14 protein-coding genes and 1 pseudogene are annotated in these 17,822 nt (G+C 71.9%); 10 read left to right on the top strand and 5 right to left on the bottom strand.

Annotated elements, in window-relative coordinates:
* Positions 1–26: 26 nt before the first annotated feature.
* Genes fdhD through PYS65_RS05065 form a run of 5 tightly spaced genes read right to left on the bottom strand, consistent with a single transcriptional unit; the run spans position 27 to position 6,532 of the window.
* A complete protein-coding gene (gene fdhD / locus PYS65_RS05085; RefSeq protein ID WP_279332567.1) occupies positions 27–875 on the bottom strand; it encodes a formate dehydrogenase accessory sulfurtransferase FdhD in 849 nt (282 codons plus the stop codon).
* 35 nt (positions 876–910) lie between these two features.
* Positions 911–1,771, bottom strand: a complete 861-nt coding sequence (locus PYS65_RS05080) for a 2Fe-2S iron-sulfur cluster-binding protein (protein WP_279332566.1) — start codon at positions 1,769–1,771, stop codon at positions 911–913.
* On the bottom strand, positions 1,768–3,600 hold the full coding sequence (locus PYS65_RS05075; protein WP_279332565.1) for an NAD(P)H-dependent oxidoreductase subunit E: 1,833 nt from the start codon (positions 3,598–3,600) through the stop codon (positions 1,768–1,770). The genes PYS65_RS05080 and PYS65_RS05075 overlap by 4 nt, the downstream gene beginning before the upstream one ends.
* Before the next feature lie 26 nt (positions 3,601–3,626).
* Positions 3,627–5,564 (bottom strand): molybdopterin oxidoreductase family protein, encoded by a 1,938-nt coding sequence (locus tag PYS65_RS05070; protein ID WP_279332564.1) that lies wholly within the window; start codon positions 5,562–5,564, stop codon positions 3,627–3,629.
* Entirely contained in the window at positions 5,561–6,532 is a 972-nt protein-coding gene (locus tag PYS65_RS05065) for a 2-dehydropantoate 2-reductase (RefSeq protein WP_279332563.1), read from the bottom strand. The genes PYS65_RS05070 and PYS65_RS05065 overlap by 4 nt, the downstream gene beginning before the upstream one ends.
* 245 nt (positions 6,533–6,777) lie before the next feature.
* Here PYS65_RS05065 and PYS65_RS05060 point away from each other — a divergent pair, with 245 nt between their 5' ends.
* The 10 genes and pseudogenes from PYS65_RS05060 to PYS65_RS05020 all read left to right on the top strand — a co-directional run bounded on the left by PYS65_RS05060 (position 6,778) and on the right by PYS65_RS05020 (position 17,767).
* Entirely contained in the window at positions 6,778–8,139 is a 1,362-nt protein-coding gene (locus tag PYS65_RS05060; RefSeq protein WP_279332562.1) for an OFA family MFS transporter, read from the top strand.
* Positions 8,108–8,262: pseudogene (locus PYS65_RS35085) on the top strand (MFS transporter small subunit). Before PYS65_RS05060 ends, PYS65_RS35085 begins: the two are co-directional and overlap by 32 nt.
* Positions 8,263–8,426: 164 nt before the next feature.
* Positions 8,427–9,374 (top strand): beta-ketoacyl-ACP synthase III, encoded by a 948-nt coding sequence (locus PYS65_RS05055; RefSeq protein WP_279332561.1) that lies wholly within the window; start codon positions 8,427–8,429, stop codon positions 9,372–9,374.
* Between the two features lie 149 nt (positions 9,375–9,523).
* Positions 9,524–10,201: a GntR family transcriptional regulator gene (locus tag PYS65_RS05050; protein ID WP_279337857.1), complete on the top strand. Its 678-nt coding sequence runs from the start codon at positions 9,524–9,526 to the stop codon at positions 10,199–10,201.
* A gap of 254 nt (positions 10,202–10,455) precedes the next feature.
* Positions 10,456–11,637 (top strand): ROK family protein, encoded by a 1,182-nt coding sequence (locus PYS65_RS05045; RefSeq protein WP_279332560.1) that lies wholly within the window; start codon positions 10,456–10,458, stop codon positions 11,635–11,637.
* A gap of 217 nt (positions 11,638–11,854) precedes the next feature.
* Entirely contained in the window at positions 11,855–13,372 is a 1,518-nt protein-coding gene (locus tag PYS65_RS05040; protein ID WP_279332559.1) for a sugar ABC transporter ATP-binding protein, read from the top strand.
* Positions 13,369–14,388: an ABC transporter permease gene (locus PYS65_RS05035; protein ID WP_279332558.1), complete on the top strand. Its 1,020-nt coding sequence runs from the start codon at positions 13,369–13,371 to the stop codon at positions 14,386–14,388. Before PYS65_RS05040 ends, PYS65_RS05035 begins: the two co-directional genes overlap by 4 nt.
* A gap of 17 nt (positions 14,389–14,405) precedes the next feature.
* Positions 14,406–15,455: a substrate-binding domain-containing protein gene (locus tag PYS65_RS05030; protein ID WP_279332557.1), complete on the top strand. Its 1,050-nt coding sequence runs from the start codon at positions 14,406–14,408 to the stop codon at positions 15,453–15,455.
* 80 nt (positions 15,456–15,535) lie between these two features.
* On the top strand, positions 15,536–16,753 hold the full coding sequence (locus tag PYS65_RS05025; RefSeq protein WP_279332556.1) for a Gfo/Idh/MocA family protein: 1,218 nt from the start codon (positions 15,536–15,538) through the stop codon (positions 16,751–16,753).
* Positions 16,754–16,768: 15 nt separating this feature from the next.
* Complete coding sequence (locus PYS65_RS05020; protein ID WP_279332555.1) at positions 16,769–17,767, top strand: sugar phosphate isomerase/epimerase family protein; 999 nt, start codon at positions 16,769–16,771, stop codon at positions 17,765–17,767.
* The last annotated feature ends 55 nt before the right edge of the window (positions 17,768–17,822 follow it).

Below are 17,822 nucleotides of genomic sequence, written 5' to 3'. Positions count from 1 at the left end.
CCCGCCGCCGTGCCGCGGGGAACCGGTCAGCCCTGGGAGACCGCGGTCCGCAGGACGATCCGGTCCTCACCCGCGTACACGTTCATGGAACTGCCCCGCAGGAACCCCACGAGGGTCAGCCCCGTCTCCGCCGCCAGGTCCACGGCCAGCGAGGACGGCGCGGAGACGGCCGCCAGCACCGGGATGCCCGCCATGACCGCCTTCTGCGCCAGTTCGAAGGAGGCCCGGCCGGAGACCATCAGGACGGTCCGGGACAGCGGCAGGTTCCCGTGCTGCAGCGCGCGGCCGACCAGCTTGTCGACCGCGTTGTGCCGGCCCACGTCCTCCCGCACGTCCAGCAGCTCGCCGTCCTCGTCGAACAGGGCCGCCGCGTGCAGGCCGCCCGTCCGGTCGAAGACCTGCTGGGAGGCGCGCAGCCGGTCGGGCAGACCGGCCAGCAGCTCCAGGGTGAGGCGCAGGGGCGGACTGTCGGCGATGGGGTGGCGGGTCGTGGTGCGCACCGCGTCCAGGCTCGCCTTGCCGCACAGACCGCAGGACGAGGTCGTGTACACGTTGCGCTCGAGCGTGATGTCCGGGATCCGCACGCCGGGGGCGGTCTGCACATCGACCACGTTGTACGTGTTCACCCCGTCCGAGGTCGCCCCCGCGCAGTACACGACGTTCCGCAGGTCGGACGCCGTCGCCAGGACGCCCTCGCTGACCAGGAAGCCGACGGCCAGCGCGAAGTCGTCACCCGGAGTGCGCATCGTGATCGCCAGCGGCTTCCCGTTCAGCCGGATCTCCAGGGGCTCCTCGGTGACGAGCGTGTCCGGGCGGGTGGACACCACCCCGTCCCGGATGCGGACCACCTTGCGTCGTTCTGTGACTCGTCCCATGTCCCCAGTCCCCAGTCTCCTGGTCGTGCCTGGTGTCAGTCCCGGTTCTGTACGTGCTGATAGCCGAAACGGCCCTTGATGCACAGGTTGCCGTGGGTCACCGGATTGTCGTGCGGTGAGCTGACCTTCACGATCTCATTGTCCTGTACGTGCAGCGTGAGGTTGCAGCCCACTCCGCAGTACGCGCACACCGTCGTCGTCCGCGTCTGCGCCGCCTCGTTCCAGGTGCCGGCCGCCCGCATGTCGAACTCCGACTTGAACGACAGGGCGCCCGTCGGGCACACCTCGATGCAGTTCCCGCAGTACACGCACGCCGACTCGGTCAGCGGACCGTCGTGCTCGACCGCGATCCGCGCGTCGAAACCGCGGCCCGCGACGGAGATCGCGAAGGAGTTCTGCCACTGGTCGCCGCAGGCGTCCACGCACTTGTAGCAGAGGATGCACTTGCCGTAGTCGCGCACGTACAGGTCGTTGTCGACCCTCGGCTCCTCGTCGACGCGGGCCGCGTCCGGGCCGAAGCGGTCCGGTTTCGCCTCGTACTCCTTGATCCACTCGGCGGCCCGCGGGGTCGTCGACAGGTCGACGGAGGACGCGAGCAGTTCGAGGACCACCTTCCGGCTGTGCCGGGCCCGCTCGGTGCCGGTCCGCACCTCCATGCCCGGCTCGGCCCTGCGCGAGCAGGCCGGGACCAGCGTGCGCGAGCCCTCGACCTCCACCACGCACACCCGGCACGCGTTCTTCGGTGTCAGCGTGTCGCCCTCGCACAGCGTCGGGATGTCCTTCCCCGCCGCCCGGCAGGCGTCCAGGATCGTCGACCCCTCGGGCGCCCGGACCGGCTCGCCGTCCAGGGTGAACTCCAGCAGGCGGCGGGGAATCCCCAGCGGTGTCACGGTCATTCGTAGGCCCCCAGACGGTCGATGGCGGATTCCACGGCGTTCCACGCGGTCTGGCCCAGACCGCAGATCGAGGCGTCCCGCATCGCGCTGCCCACCTCGCGCAGCAGGGCGATGTCACCGGCGGCGCCGGAACCGGTGCGTTCCACCATCCGGGTGAGCGCCTCCTCCTGGCGCACGGTCCCGACCCGGCACGGCACGCACTGCCCGCAGGATTCGTCGCGGAAGAACTGCGCGATGCGCAGCAGCAGCCGGGGCAGCGGCACGGTGTCGTCGAAGGCCATCACGACCCCCGAGCCGAGCGTCGCACCCGCCTGGCGGGTGCCCTCGAAGGTGAGCGGGATGTCCAGTTCGTCGGCGCGCACGAAGCCGCCGGCCGCCCCGCCGAGCAGCACCGCCCGCAGCCCGTCGCGCACCTCGGCCAGCTCCAGCAGCTCGCCCAGCGTCGCGCCGAACGGCAGTTCGTAGATCCCGGGCCGGCCGACGCTGCCGGACACGCAGAACAGCTTGGGGCCGGTGGACCGCCCGGTGCCGATCGCCGCGTACGCCGGGGCGCCCATCGTCAGGACGGGCAGGACGTTGACGAGCGTCTCGACGTTGTTCTCCACCGTCGGCTTGCCGAACAGGCCCTTCTCCACCGGGAAGGGGGGCTTGGAGCGGGGCTCGCCCCGGTAGCCCTCGATGGAGTTGAACAGCGCGGTCTCCTCACCGCAGATGTACGCGCCCGCGCCGCGCCGGATCTCGATGTCGAAGGCGTACCCCTGGCCGAGGACGTCGTCGCCCAGCAGGCCGCGCGCCCGTGCCCGGTCGATGGCGTGCCGCATGCGGTGGAGCGCCCGCGGGTACTCACCGCGCAGGTAGAGGTACCCCCGGTGCGCGCCGGTCGCGTAGGCGGCGATGGTCATCGCCTCCACCAGCGCGTACGGATCGCCCTCCATGATCACCCGGTCCTTGAAGGTCCCGGGCTCGGACTCGTCGGCGTTGCACACGAGATAGTGCGGCCGGTCCGGCTGGGAGGCGGTGGCCTGCCACTTGCGGCCGGTGGGGAAGGCGGCGCCGCCCCGTCCGAGCAGGCCCGAGTCGGTGACCTCCCGGATCACCCCGGCCGGCCCCAGTGCGAAGGCCCGGCGCAGGGCCGCGTAGCCGCCGTGGGCGCGGTAGTCGTCCAGCGAGGCCGGGTCGACCGCGCCGACCCGGCGCAGCAGCGTCAGCGAGGGGTCCCCCGCCTGGGGCACCGCCATCGCCGCGGCCGGCTCCTCGGGGGCGGCGTCGGGCGCGCTCGCCGCGAGCACCGCCGAGTCCACCGTCGCCGGCGCCGACACCGCCGTACGCACCGGTTCCCCGGCCCTGATCGCCAGGGCCGCCGGGGCGCGCTCGCACAGGCCCAGGCAGGGGCTGCGCTCGACGCTCACCCCGCTGCCGGGCCCGAGCCGCGACTCGATCCCGGCGCACAGCGCCCCGGCCCCGGCCGCCGCGCACGCGAGGTCCGTGCACACGTGCAGCACGGTCGCCGGGCGCGGCCTGACGGAGAACATCGCGTAGAACGTGGCGACCCCGTACGCCTCCGACGGCGGCACCGTCAGCCGCCGGCACAGGTAGTCCAGGGCGCCCTCGCTGATCCAGCCCACCCGGTCGTTGACCGCGTGCAGCCCCGGCAGCAGCTGGTCGCGGCGGTCCCGGGCCTCCCGCCCGCCACGGGCCCACCTCAGATCGCCGGCCCGCATCCCGTCGCGGTCGGCACCCTCCCACGAGGACTCGGGAGGACCGAGCAGCGCGTCGACCGCCGCCCGCTCCTCGTCCGTCGGTTTGCCGTCACCGAAGCGCAGGTCCACTTGCGTCACCTCACTGGATCACGGGATCACTGGATCACGGGGCTCGGAGCCGGGAGCTTCTCGATCCGGATCGCCGAGGCCTTGAACTCCGCGGTTCCGGCGATGGGGCAGTTGGCCTCGATGGTCAGCACGTTGGTGTCCACCTCGTCGGGGAAGTGGAAGCTCATGAAGGCGAGCCCCGGCCGCAGCGCGGTGTCCACCCACACCGGCGCCAGCACCGACCCGCGCCGGGACGTCACCCGCACCTGCTCGCCGACCGCGACCCCGTAGCGCTCGGCGTCCTCCGGGCACAGCTCGACGGCCTCTCCGCGCCGCAGGGGCGAGGAGTAACCGCCGCTCTGAACACCGGTGTTGTACGAGTCGAGCCGGCGTCCCGTGGTGAGCCGGATCGGGTACTCCTCGTCGGTGAGGTCGACCGGCGGATCGTGCTGCACGATCCCGAACGGCGCGGGCCTGCCCCGCCGCTCCGGGTCCGGGTCCCACAACCTGCCGTGCAGATACGGCGGTTCGAGCGCGTCGGTGCTCGGGCACGGCCACTGGATGCCCTGGTGCTCCTCCAGCCGTCCGTAGGTCATGCCGTGGTGGTCGGGGGAGACGGACCGCAGTTCGTCCCAGACGGCCTCGGCGTCGGCGTACTTCCAGTCGTGGCCGAGGCGGGTGGCGAGATCGCAGATGATGTCGATGTCCTCGCGTGCCTCACCGGGCGGCACCACCGCCCGGCGGACCCGCTGCACCCTGCGCTCGCTGTTGGTGGTGGTGCCGTCGGTCTCCGCCCACCCCGCGGTGGCCGGCAGGACGACGTCCGCGAGTTCGGCGGTCCTCGTCAGGAAGATGTCCTGCACCACCAGGAAGTCCAGCCCGCTCAGCCGCCGTACCGCCTGCTCGGCGTCTGCCTCGGACTGCGCCGGGTTCTCCCCGATGCAGTAGACGGCCCGCAGCGAACCGTCGTCCATGGCCTCGAACATCTCCGTCAGCGTCATCCCGTAACGCGGCGGGAGGACGGTGTCCCAGGCGGACTCGAACTTCAGCCGGATCGCCGGGTCGAGGAAGTCCTGGAAGCCGGGCAGCCGGTTGGGGATCGCCCCCATGTCACCGCCGCCCTGCACGTTGTTCTGGCCGCGCAGCGGCTGCAGACCGGCGCCGTAGCGGCCGACGTGGCCGGTGAGCAGGGAGAGGTTGACCAGGGCGCGGACGTTGTCGGTGCCGTTGTGGTGCTCGGTGATGCCCAGGGTCCAGCACAGCTGGGCGCGCTCGGCGCGGGCGTAGGCGTGCGCCAACTCCCGTATCGCGGCGGCCGGTACGCCCGTCACCTTCTCGGCGAGGGACAGCGTCCACGGTTCGACGAGTTCCCGGTACTCCTCGAACCCGGTCGTCGCCCCCCGGACGAACGCCTCGTTGACCAGGCCGGCGTGGATGATCTCGCGGCCGATCGCGTGCGCCATCGGGATGTCCGTGCCGACGTTCAGCCCGAGCCAGCTCTCCGCCCACTCGGCGGTCGACGTCCGCCGCGGGTCGACCGCGTACATACGGGCGCCGTTGTGGATGCCCTTCAGTGCGTGCTGGAAGAAGATCGGGTGTGCGAAGCGGGCGTTGGAACCCCACATCACGATGACGTCGGTGTGCTCGATCTCCTCGTACGACGAGGTCCCGCCGCCGGAGCCGAACGCGGCCGACAGCCCGGCCACGGACGGGGCGTGACAGGTGCGGTTGCAGGAGTCGACGTTGTGGGTGCCCATGACGACCCGGGCGAACTTCTGCGCCACGTAGTTCATCTCGTTGGTCGCGCGGGCACAGGAGAACATCCCGAACGCGCCGCGCGCGGCGCCGATTCCCCGGGCGGCCCGCTCCAGGGCCTCGTCCCAGGTGGCCCGCCGGAACGGCTCGTCACGCGCGTCGCGGACCAGGGGATGGGTGAGCCTGGTGTAGGTCTTCGGGCTCCGGTCGCGTTTCCTGGTACTCTTCATGCGGCGCTCCTCAGCGCGAGCAGGTCCGAGAGGGCGTGCACGGTGCGCAGGGTGGGCACCTCCACGCCGGTGATGTCCGCCAACTCGACGACGGCGGCGAGCAATACGTCGAGTTCGAGCGGTTTACCGCGCTCCAGGTCCTGGAGCGTGGACGTGCGGTGGTCGCCGACGCGCTCGGCGCCGGCCAGCCGGCGCTCCACGGACACGCCGACCTCGCAGCCGAGGGCGCGGGCGACCGAGAGCGTCTCGTTCATCATGATCTCGATGACCCTGCGGGTACCGCCGTGCAGGCACATCTGCCGCATGGTCGCGCGGGCGAGGGCGCTGATCGGGTTGAAGGAGATGTTGCCGAGCAGCTTGATCCAGATGTCGCCGCGCAGTTCGGGCTCCACCGGGCACTTCAGCCCGCCGTCCACCATCGCCCCGCTGAACGCGAGGCAGCGCGCGGAGACACTGCGGTCGGGCTCCCCGATCGAGAACCGGGTGCCCTCCAGGTGCCGTACGACGCCGGGCCCTTCGAGCTCGGTGGCCGCGTAGACGACACAGCCGACCGCCCGCCGGGGCGCGAGCACCGCACTGACCGAGCCGCCGGGGTCCACGCTTTCCAGGCGGTGGCCGTCGTGGGGGCCGCCGTGCCGGTGGAAGTACCACCAGGGAATGCCGTTCTGGGCGGCCACGACCGCCGTGGTGTCGTGCAACAGGGGGGCGATCAGCGGCCCGCACGCCGCGTACGCGTTGGCCTTGAGGCCGAGGAAGACGTAGTCGACCGGGCCGATCTCGGCCGGGTCGTCGGTCGCGTGGGGGCGCGCCGTGAAGTCGCCGCGCGGGCTGAGCACCCGCACGCCGTGCTGCCTCATGGCCGCCAGATGCGGTCCACGGGCGACGAGGTGCACATCGGCGCCCGCGCGATGGAGCGCGGCGCCGACGTAGGCGCCGATGGCCCCGGCGCCGAGAACTGCCACTTTCACTGGGAACGCTCCGTTCGGTCGAGGGAGTACCGCGGAGGTGGAGGCCGACGGCCGGATCCGGCGTATGACGAATGTCGACGAAATATTGTCTACAGTATGGAGGTGGGCTCAGCAAGGGTTCGCGCACGCCCGCGTTCCGGCCGCCGTGCGGTCCGACCGTTCGCCGCAGACTGCATACCGTTCACCGCATACCGTCGACCCGACGGGTTTTCAACCACCCGGGCTCTCCCTACCGTCCGGGTTCCATGAGCCCTCCCCTCGCACCCCCGGGCTGGAGCCGCTGGCTCGTTCCGCCCGCCGCCCTCTCGGTCCACCTCTCCATCGGCCAGGCCTACGCCTGGAGCGTGTTCAAACCGCCGCTGGAGTCCGCCCTCGGCCTCAGCGGCACCCAGAGCGCGCTGCCGTTCCAGCTCGGCATCGTCATGCTGGGCCTGTCCGCCGCGTTCGGCGGCACCCTCGTGGAGCGCAAGGGGCCGCGCTGGGCGATGACCGTCGCCCTCGTCTGCTTCTCCTCCGGCTTCCTGCTCTCCGCCCTCGGCGCGGCCACCGAGCAGTACTGGCTGATCGTCCTCGGCTACGGCTTCGTGGGCGGCGTCGGCCTCGGCATCGGCTACATCTCGCCCGTGTCGACCCTGATCAAGTGGTTCCCGGACCGGCCCGGCATGGCCACCGGAATCGCCATCATGGGCTTCGGCGGCGGCGCGCTGATCGCCTCGCCGTGGTCGGCGCAGATGCTCGAGTCCTTCGGCACCGGCCACACCGGCATCGCCCTGGCCTTCCTCGTGCACGGGCTGACATACGCCCTGTTCATGCTGCTCGGCGTGGTGCTGGTGCGGGTGCCGCGCCTCCCGCGGCCGACCGGCCAGGCTCCGACGGCCCACGCCCCGGCGGCCGCCGCTCTCACCGGTCCGCAGGTCTCGGCCCGCGGCGCCCTGCGCACCCCGCAGTTCTGGCTGCTGTGGCTGGCGCTCTGCACGAACGTCACCGCCGGCATCGGGATCCTCGAGAAGGCGGCCCCGATGATCACCGACTTCTTCGCGGACACCTCCGCGCCGGTGTCGGTGACCGCGGCCGCCGGCTTCGTCGCCCTGCTGTCGGCGGCGAACATGGCGGGCCGCATCGGCTGGTCCTCCGCCTCCGACGTGATCGGCCGGAAGAACGTCTACCGCCTCTACCTGGGCGTCGGCGCGCTGATGTACACCCTGATCGCGATGTTCGGCGACACCTCCAAGCCGCTGTTCGTGCTGTGCGCGCTGGTCATCCTCTCCTTCTACGGAGGCGGTTTCGCCGCGGCCCCGGCGTATCTGAAGGACCTCTTCGGCACCTACCAGGTCGGCGCCATCCACGGACGGCTGCTCACCGCGTGGTCCACGGCCGGCGTGCTCGGACCGCTCATCGTGAACTGGGTCGCCGACCGGCAGGAGGAGGCGGGGAAGCACGGCTCGTCGCTGTACGGGCTGTCGTTCCTCGTCATGATCGGCCTGCTCGTGGTCGGTTTCGTCGCCAACGAACTCGTCCGGCCCGTGCATCCCCGCCACCACGTCCCCCGCCCCGACCTGACGAAGGAGGCCGCCGATGACCGGCGACAGCAGCACGAGTCCGCCTGACGCGGGCGGGGCGGCCCCGCCCGCCGCGGGCTGATCACCTTCGCCTGGCTGTGGGTGGGGGTACCGCTCGCCTACGGGCTGTACGAACTCGTACGGAAGGCGACACAACTGTTCACCGGATGACGGGCGGTGTCCGGGCACATCGGGACGCGTGTCCGGGCGTCCGCGGGCCTGACCGAAGCCGACAAGCCCGGCGCCCGATTCCTGTCGCATCACCTGTCGGTGTACCCGCCGGTCACTGACCAGACTGGTGGATCCCGCAACCGCAACACGAGGGGGACCCACCCATGATCGGCTCGCGCATCGCCGCCGTCGGCCACTACCAGCCCGCCCGGGTGCTCACCAACGAGGAACTGGCGGGCATGGTCGACACCAGCGACGAGTGGATCACGAGCCGGGTCGGCATCCGCACCCGCCACATCGCGGGCCCCGAGGAGCCCGTCGACGACCTGGCCGCACACGCCGCGGCCAAGGCGCTGGCGGCGGCCGGCCGCACCCCCGCGGAGATCGACCTGGTGCTGGTCGCCACGTCCACCGCGATCGACCGCTCGCCCAACATGGCGGCCCGGGTCGCCGCCCGCCTCGGCATCCCCGGGCCCGCCGCGATGGACGTCAACGTGGTGTGCGCCGGGTTCACCCATGCGCTGGCCACCGCCGACCACGCCGTGCGGGCCGGCGCCGCGCGCCGCGCGCTGGTCATCGGCGCCGACAAGATGTCCGAGGTGGCGGACTGGACCGACCGCTCCACCTGCGTGCTCGTCGGCGACGGGGCGGGCGCCGCGGTCGTCGAGGCGGCCGAGACCCCCGAGGAGACCGGGATCGGGCCCGTGCTGTGGGGCTCGGTGCCGGAGATGGGCAACGCGGTGCGGATCGAGGGGACGCCGCCCCGGTTCGCCCAGGAGGGGCAGAGCGTGTACCGCTGGGCGACCACGAAACTGCCGGCCATCGCCCGCCAGGCCTGCGAGAAGGCGGGACTGACACCGGAGGAGCTCGCCGGGGTGGTGCTGCACCAGGCCAACCTGCGGATCATCGAACCCCTCGCGCTCAAGATCGGCGCCGTCAACGCCGTCGTCGCCCGCGACGTCACCGAGTCGGGCAACACGTCGGCCGCGAGCATCCCGCTCGCCTTCGCCAAGCTCGTCGAGCGGGGCGCGGTGGCGTCCGGCGACCCGGTCCTGCTGTTCGGCTTCGGCGGGAACCTGTCCTACGCGGGGCAGGTCGTCCGCTGCCCCTGAAGATCCCCCTCGTACGGGTGTGACGCGATCGACTCCCCCTCTCCCTGGTGTACGGGCGCCGTAGACTGTAGACGAAAGACAATCACTACTGGCGGCGCCGAACGACCGGCCGTGCGGCCGGGCGCGGGCTGCCGAGGAGGGGGACCGTGATGCTGTCGACCGGACTGCCCCAGGGGGCGGTGCCCAAGCTCGAACGACCGGGACCGCTGCGGGACCGGGTCTACGAGGCACTGCTCGAGCTCATCACCACGCGCGCCCTCCAGCCCGGCCAGCATCTGGTCGAGAGCGAACTCGCCGGTCACCTCGGGGTCTCCCGGCAGCCGGTACGCGAGGCGCTGCAGCGGCTGAACACCGAGGGCTGGGTCGATCTGCGCCCCGCGCAGGGCGCGTTCGTGCACGAACCCACGGAGCAGGAGGCCGACCAACTCCTCACCGTGCGCACGCTGCTGGAGGCCGAGGCCGCCAGGCTCGCCGCGCTCAACGCCGACAGCGCGGGCATCGAGGCCCTGGAGGAGATCCTGGCGCTGGGCCTGGAGGCCGTCGCCTCCGACGACGTGGAGGCCGCCGTCGTCCTCAACGCCCGTTTCCACGCCAAGATCATGGACCTGGCCGGCAACGCGGTCCTCGCCGAACTCGCCGCCCAGGTCGGCCGCCGGGTGCGCTGGTACCACGCCCCCGTCGCCCGGCAGCGCGGAGGCCGGTCCTGGGCCGAGCACCGCGACCTGATCGCCGCCGTCGCCGCCCGCGACGAGCAGCTGGCCGAGCGGCTCATGCGCGAACACACCGAGCACACCCGGCGTTCGTACCTCGCGCAGGCGACGTCCTGACGGCACCGGCGTCCTGGCGGCGGTGAGGTCCTGACCACGCTTCCAGGGCGCGGGAACCCGACCGCGGGAAGGGGCCCGCGTGGCTCCGCGCGGACCCCTTTGTCCTGTGAGTGGAAAAAGTGGGGGCCAATTCCTGCGCGACTTCTTCCCACCCCCGGCAGCCGCTGCTACGTTCCCTCCGAAAGCACGCCACACACGTGGCCGGAATCCGGCGCGCACAGGCCGACCGAGGCGGGGAGGGGTTCGTGAGACGTATGACCGCACGACCCGCGAACGCACATCAGGCCCGACTGCTCCGGCTGTTGCGCGACGGTGGCCCCAACTCCCGTGCCCAGCTGGGCGACCAGGTCGACCTCTCCCGGTCGAAGCTGGCCGTGGAGGTGGACCGGCTGCTGGAGACGGAACTCGTCGTGGCCGACGGACTCGCCGCCTCGCGCGGCGGCCGGCGCTCCCACAACATCCGCCTCAACCCGCACCTGCGCCTGCTCGGCGTGGACATCGGCGCGACCTCGGTCGACGTCGCGGTCACCAACGCCGAACTGGAGATCCTCGGGCATCTCAACCAGCCCATCGACGTCCGTGACGGACCGGTCGCGGTGTTCGAACAAGTCCTGGCCATGGCGGCGAAGTTGAAGGCCACCGGACTCGCCGAGGGGTTCGACGGCGCCGGTATCGGCGTCCCGGGCCCGGTCCGCTTCCCCGAGGGTGTCCCGGTGGCACCGCCGATCATGCCCGGCTGGGACGGCTTCCCCGTACGGGAGGCGCTCAGCCAGGACCTCGGCTGTCCGGTCATGGTCGACAACGACGTGAACCTGATGGCGATGGGGGAGCAGCACGCGGGCGTCGCCCGCACCGTCGGCGACTTCCTCTGCGTCAAGATCGGCACCGGCATCGGCTGCGGCATCGTCGTCGGCGGTGAGGTCTACCGCGGTACGACGGGCAGCGCCGGCGACATCGGGCACATCCAGGCCGTACCCGACGGCCGCCCGTGCGCCTGCGGCAACCGGGGCTGTCTGGAGGCCCACTTCAGCGGCGCGGCCCTCGCCCGGGACGCCATGGAGGCCGCCGAACAGGGGCTCTCCGCCGAACTCGCGAGCCGCCTGGAGACGAACGGCACGCTCAGCGCCGTCGACGTCGCCGCCGCGGCCGCCGCGGGGGACGCCACCGCCCTCGACCTGATCCGCGAGGGCGGCAACCGCACCGGCCAGGTCATCGCCGGCCTGGTCAGTTTCTTCAACCCCGGCCTGGTGGTGATCGGCGGCGGGGTGACCGGTCTCGGCCACACCCTGCTCGCCGCCATCCGTACCCAGGTCTACCGCCAGTCGCTGCCCCTGGCGACCGGCAACCTGCCCATCGTCCTGGGGGAGTTGGGCCCCACCGCCGGAGTCATCGGCGCGGCCCGGCTCATCAGCGACCACCTGTTCTCACCCGCGTAAGCAGCCCACGGCACCACCGCACCGTTCGCACCGCTCACGTAGTTCGCACCACTCACGCAGTCCGCGCCGCCGGCACCGCCCACCTCGCTCGCACCGTTTCACCGCACGGAACAGCGCACCGGCACCACGTACGGCTCCACCGCTCCACCCCTGCTCCGACAACGTCGGCCCGACCGCGCCCTGACACCGGCCCGCACGCCCGCCGAGGGGAATCCGCATGGCACCCGAACCACCGCTGCTCAGCATGTCCGGCATCACCAAGTCGTTCCCCGGAGTCCGGGCCCTGGACGGCGTCGACCTCGACGTCCAGGCCGGCGAGGTGCACTGCCTGCTCGGCCAGAACGGCGCCGGCAAGTCCACCCTGATCAAGGTGCTGGCCGGCGCCCACCAGCCCGACACGGGCACGATCCGCTGGCGTGGAGAAGCGGTCACCCTGCGCTCGCCGATCGCCGCCATGCGCCTGGGTATCGCCACCATCTACCAGGAACTCGACCTGGTGGAGCACATGACGGTCGCCGAGAACGTCCACCTCGGCCAGGAGCCGACGACCGCCGGGTTCGTGGTCCGCCCGAGGACGTCCAGGGAGGCGACGAGCCGGCTGCTGACCCGGCTCGGACACCCGGAGATCGAACCGACCCGGCTGGTGGGGGAGTTGTCGGCGGCGCAGCAGCAGATCGTCTCGATGGCGCGGGCACTCTCGCACGACGTGCGTCTCATCGTGATGGACGAACCGTCGGCGGCGCTCGACCCGGACGAGGTCGAGAACCTCTTCCGCATCGTCGACGATCTCACCGCCGACGGAGTCGCCGTCGTCTACATCTCGCACCGCCTCGAGGAGATCCGGCGCATCGGGGACCGGGTGACCGTGCTGAAGGACGGCCGGGCCGTCGCGGGCGGGCTGCCCGCGAAGTCCACCCCGACCCGCCAGGTGGTCTCCCTGATGACCGGCCGCGACGTCGAGTACGTCTTCCCCGAACGGCCCGACTCCCCGCCGACCGGCGAACCGGTGCTGACCGTCGAAGGGCTGTCCCGCAAGGGCGAGTTCGCCCCTCTCGACCTCCAGCTGCGCCCCGGGGAGATCGTCGGGCTCGCCGGTCTGGTCGGCTCCGGGCGCTCCGAGATCCTGGAGACCGTCTACGGGGCCCGCAGACCGGACACCGGCCGTGTCCTGGTCGACGGACGCCCGCTGCGGCCGGGCAGCGTCCGCGCCGCCGTGCGCGCCGGGATCGGGCTCGCCCCCGAGGAACGCAAGGCGCAGGCCCTGCTCATGCTGGAGTCCGTCACCCGCAACGTGTCGGTCTCCGCCATGTCCCGCTTCTCCCGCGCCGGCTGGATCGACCGGGGTGCGGAACTGAGCGCCGCCCGCGCCGCCACCCGTGAGCTGTCGCTCCGGCCGGACAACCCGGACGTGCCCGTGCGCACCCTGTCCGGCGGCAACCAGCAGAAGGCCGTGCTCGCCCGCTGGCTGCTGCGCGGCTGCCGGGTGCTGCTGCTGGACGAACCCACCCGCGGCGTCGACGTCGGCGCCCGCGCCGAGCTGTACGCGGTCGTCCGCCGCCTGGCGGACGAAGGCCTCGCGGTACTGCTCGTCTCCAGCGAGGTGCCCGAGGTGCTCGGCCTCGCCGACCGCGTCCTGGTGCTCCGGGAAGGCGACGTCGTCCACACGGCGCCCGCCCGGGAACTCGACGAACACCGTGTACTCGACCTCGTCATGGAAGGAAGCCCGGCGTCATGACGCAGCCCGTCTCCCCGCCGCGGGAACGCACCGACAAGGTGCCCGCCACCGGCGAAACACCCGCCTGGCGCGCCGTGTTGTTCCGCGCCGACCTCCGTACGCTGTCACTGCTCGGCGTGCTCGCCGTACTCGTCCTCATCGGCGGCATCACCAGACCCGACGAGTTCCTGGACACCCGCAACCTCCAACTCGTGCTCACCCAGGCCTCCGTCATCGGTGTCGTCACCGTCGGCATGACCTTCGTCATCACCTCCGGCGGCATCGACCTGTCGGTCGGCGCGATCGTCGCCCTGTCCTCGGTGTGGGCGACCACCGTGGCCACCCAGGAGTTCGGCTTCACCGGCATCCTGTTCACCGCCGTCCTCGTCGGACTGGGCTGCGGCCTGGTCAACGGGGTGCTCATCGCCTACGGCGGGATGGTCCCGTTCATCGCGACGCTGGCCATGCTCGCCTCGGCCCGTGGTCTGGCCCTGCTGATCACCGACGGGCGGACCCAGGTCGTCACCATCGACGGGGTCCTCGACCTCGGTGAACGCGACTCCTACGTCCTGGGCATCCCGCCCCTGGTCCTGGTGTTCGCGGCGGTCACCGTCATCGGCTGGCTGGTGCTCAACCGGACCACCTTCGGGCGCCGCACCGTCGCCGTCGGAGGCAACCCGGAGGCGGCCCGGCTCGCCGGCATCGACGTCCGCCGCCAGCGGCTGTACCTCTACCTGCTGTCCGGGCTGTGCTGCGGCATCGCCGCCTTCCTGCTGATCGTCCTGGCCGGCTCCGGCCAGAACACCAACGGCAACCTCTACGAACTCGACGCCATCGCCGCCGCGATCATCGGCGGCACCCTTCTCACCGGAGGCCGCGGCACCATCGTCGGCTCCGTGCTGGGCGTCCTGATCTTCACCACGATCACCAACATCTTCGCCCTGAACAACCTGCAGAGCGACGTCCAGCAGATCGCCAAGGGCGCGATCATCGTCGCCGCCGTGCTGGTCCAGCGCCGTACCGCGAGCACGACCTGACGAAAGGGTTCACCGCCATGCCAGAGCCGACGCCTTCCACGAGCCGCAGAGGACTGCTCTTCGGAGCCGCCGCCGTGTCCGCCGGTGTGTTCGTCACCGGCTGCACCAGCAACGAGCCGAGCGACGCGAAGCCGACCGCCAACGACCAGCCGGTGGCCGACGACAAGCCCGGCAAGCCGGTCACCATCGGCTTCGCCGGACCGCAGGCCGACCACGGCTGGCTCAACGCCATCAACGAGCAGGCCAAGAAGCGCGCCGAGAAGTACTCCGACGTCACCATGGAGACCACCGAGGGCTCCAACGACACCGCCCAGCAGATCGGCCAGATCGAGACCCTCATCAACAAGAAGGTCGACGTCCTGGTGGTGCTGCCCGCCGACGGCAAGGCGCTCACCCAGGTCGGGCTGAAGGCGATGCGGGCCGGCATCCCCGTGGTCAACCTCGACCGCGTCTTCAACACCCCGCAGGCCTACCGCTGCTGGATCGGCGGCGACAACTACGGGATGGGCCTGAACGCCGGGCACTACATCGGCGAGAAGCTCAAGGACACCCCGGACGCCCGGGTCATCGAACTGGCCGGCCTGGACAACCTGGAGCTCACCAAGCAGCGCACCCAGGGCTTCGACGACGCACTGAAGAACTACCCCAACATCAAGAAGGTGGCCCGCCAGGCCGCCGAGTTCACCGTCGAGTCGGGCCAGGCCAAGATGGCCCAGCTCCTCCAGGCGCAGTCGAAGGTCGACGCGCTGTGGAACCACGACGACGACCAGGGCGTGGGCGCGCTGCGCGCCATCGAGCAGGCCGGGCGCGACGACTTCCTGATGGTCGGCGGGGCGGGCGCGCTCTCCGCCTTCGAGGCCATCAAGGCGGACGACGGAGTCCTGAAGGCGACGGTGCTGTACCCGCCGTCGATGGCCGCCTCCGCGATCGACCTCGCCCGCGCCCTCGGCCAGGGCAAGGGGATCGGCGGCCTCGCCGAGTTCGAGATCCCCACCTCGCTGACCTGCTACTCGGCCGTGGTCGACAAGGAGAACGTCGACCAGTACATGTCCACCGGCTTCAAGTGACGAGCCCCGCCCCACGGGCCTGACCAGCCCACCGGGCGGGGCCCACCCCCGCCCGCCGCGACGACGAGGAGGACATCCGTATGGCACAGCCGCAGCAGTCAGATGGGGCAGACGGCGCGGAAACGGGGAAGCCACCCCTGCGCGTCGGCATGGTCGGCTACGCCTTCATGGGCGCCGCCCACTCCCAGGGCTGGCGCACCGCGGGCCGCGTCTTCGACCTGCCGCTGAGCCCCGAACTGGCCGTGATCTGCGGCCGGGACGCCATCGCGGTGCGTGCGGCGGCCGACCGCCACGGCTGGGCGGACACCGAGACCGACTGGCGTGCCCTGGTCGAACGGGACGACGTCGACCTCGTCGACATCTGCACCCCGGGCGACAGCCACGCCGAGATCGCGCTGGCCGCCCTCGCCGCGGGCAAGCACGTGCTGTGCGAGAAGCCCCTCGCCAACACCGTGGCCGAGGCCGAGGCGATGGTCCGCGCCGCCGAAGAGGCCCAGAGGCGGGGCCGGTTGGCGATGGTCGGCTTCAACTACCGCCGGGTGCCCGCGACCGCGCTGGCCCGGCGGATGGTGGCCGAGGGCCGGATCGGCACCCTGCGGCACGTACGGGTGGCGTACCTCCAGGACTGGCTGGTGGACCCCGCGTTCCCGCTGACCTGGCGGCTGCGCCGGGAACAGGCCGGCTCCGGCTCGCTCGGCGACCTCGGCGCGCACATCGTCGACCTGGCGCAGTACCTGGCGGGGGAGCCGCTGGCGGGCGTCTCCGCGCTCACCGAGACGTTCGTCCGCCGGCGGCCGCTGCCCACCGCGCCCGCCGGCGGGCCGACCGCCGTCAACGGCACCGGAACCGGCCAGGTCACCGTCGACGACGCCGCCCTGTTCACCGGCCGCTTCGCCTCCGGCGCCCTCGCCTCCTTCGAGGCCACCCGGTACGCCACCGGCCGCAAGAACGCCCTGCGCATCGAACTCAACGGCGAGCGCGGCTCGTTGGCCTTCGACCTGGAACGGCTCAACGAGCTCTCCTACCACGACGGCACCGAGCCCGGCGCGTACGCGGGGTTCCGCCGCATCCTCGTCACCGAACCCGACCACCCCTACCTGGACGCCTGGTGGCCGCCGGGCCACGGCCTCGGCTACGAGCACACCTTCGTGCACCAGGCCCGCGACCTGGTCCACGCCGTCGCCGACGGCCGCACACCCGAACCCTCCTTCGCCGACGGGCTGCAGGTGCAACGCGTGCTCGCGGCCGTGGAGGAGAGCGCCGAGAAGAACTCCCTCTACACGACGATCGCCGCCTGAGGAGGACGGACACCGATGCCGCGCAACTTCACGCTGTTCACCGGACAGTGGGCGGACCTGCCCCTGGAGGAGGTCTGCCGACTCGCCCGCGACTTCGGCTACGACGGTCTCGAACTCGCCTGCTGGGGTGACCACTTCGAGGTCGACAAGGCACTCGCCGACCCGTCCTACGTCGCCTCCCGGCACCAGCTCCTCGACAAGTACGGCCTCAGGTGCTGGGCGATCTCCAACCACCTGGTCGGCCAGGCGGTGTGCGACGCCATCATCGACGAGCGCCACCAGGCCATCCTGCCCGCCAGGATCTGGGGCGACGGCGAACCCGAGGGCGTACGGCAGCGGGCCGCCGCCGAGATCAAGGACACCGCGCGCGCCGCGGCCCTCCTCGGCGTCGACACCGTCATCGGATTCACCGGGTCGGCGATCTGGCACCTGGTCGCCATGTTCCCGCCCGCTCCCGAGTCGATGATCGACCGCGGCTACGAGGACTTCGCGACGCGCTGGAACCCGATCCTGGACGTCTTCGACGCCGAGGGCGTGCGGTTCGCGCACGAGGTGCACCCCAGCGAGATCGCCTACGACTACTGGACCACCGTGCGCACCCTGGAGGCGGTCGACCACCGGCCGGCCTTCGGACTCAACTTCGACCCCTCCCACTTCGTGTGGCAGGACCTCGACCCGGTCGGCTTCCTGTGGGACTTCCGCGACCGGATCTACCACGTGGACTGCAAGGAGGCCCGCAAACGCCTCGACGGCCGCAACGGCCGCCTCGGCTCCCACCTGCCCTGGGGCGACCCCCGTCGCGGCTGGGACTTCGTCTCCGCCGGCCACGGCGACGTCCCCTGGGAGGACGTCTTCCGCATGCTGCGCTCCATCGACTACCGGGGCCCGGTCTCCGTCGAATGGGAGGACGCCGGCATGGACCGGCTCCAGGGCGCCCCGGAGGCGCTGACCCGGCTCAAGGCGTACGACTTCGAGCCGCCCAGCGCGTCCTTCGACGCCGCGTTCAACAGCTGAACCGCGCGCCCGGCGGCAGGTCGGGGGCGGGGGCCGGAGCATCCGCCGGTCCCCG

Source organism: Streptomyces cathayae (assembly GCF_029760955.1).
GTDB classification, from domain to species: Bacteria; Actinomycetota; Actinomycetes; order Streptomycetales; family Streptomycetaceae; genus Streptomyces; species Streptomyces cathayae.
Note: the sequence above shows the minus strand (reverse complement) of the source record. Positions and strands in the feature narration are given on the sequence as shown.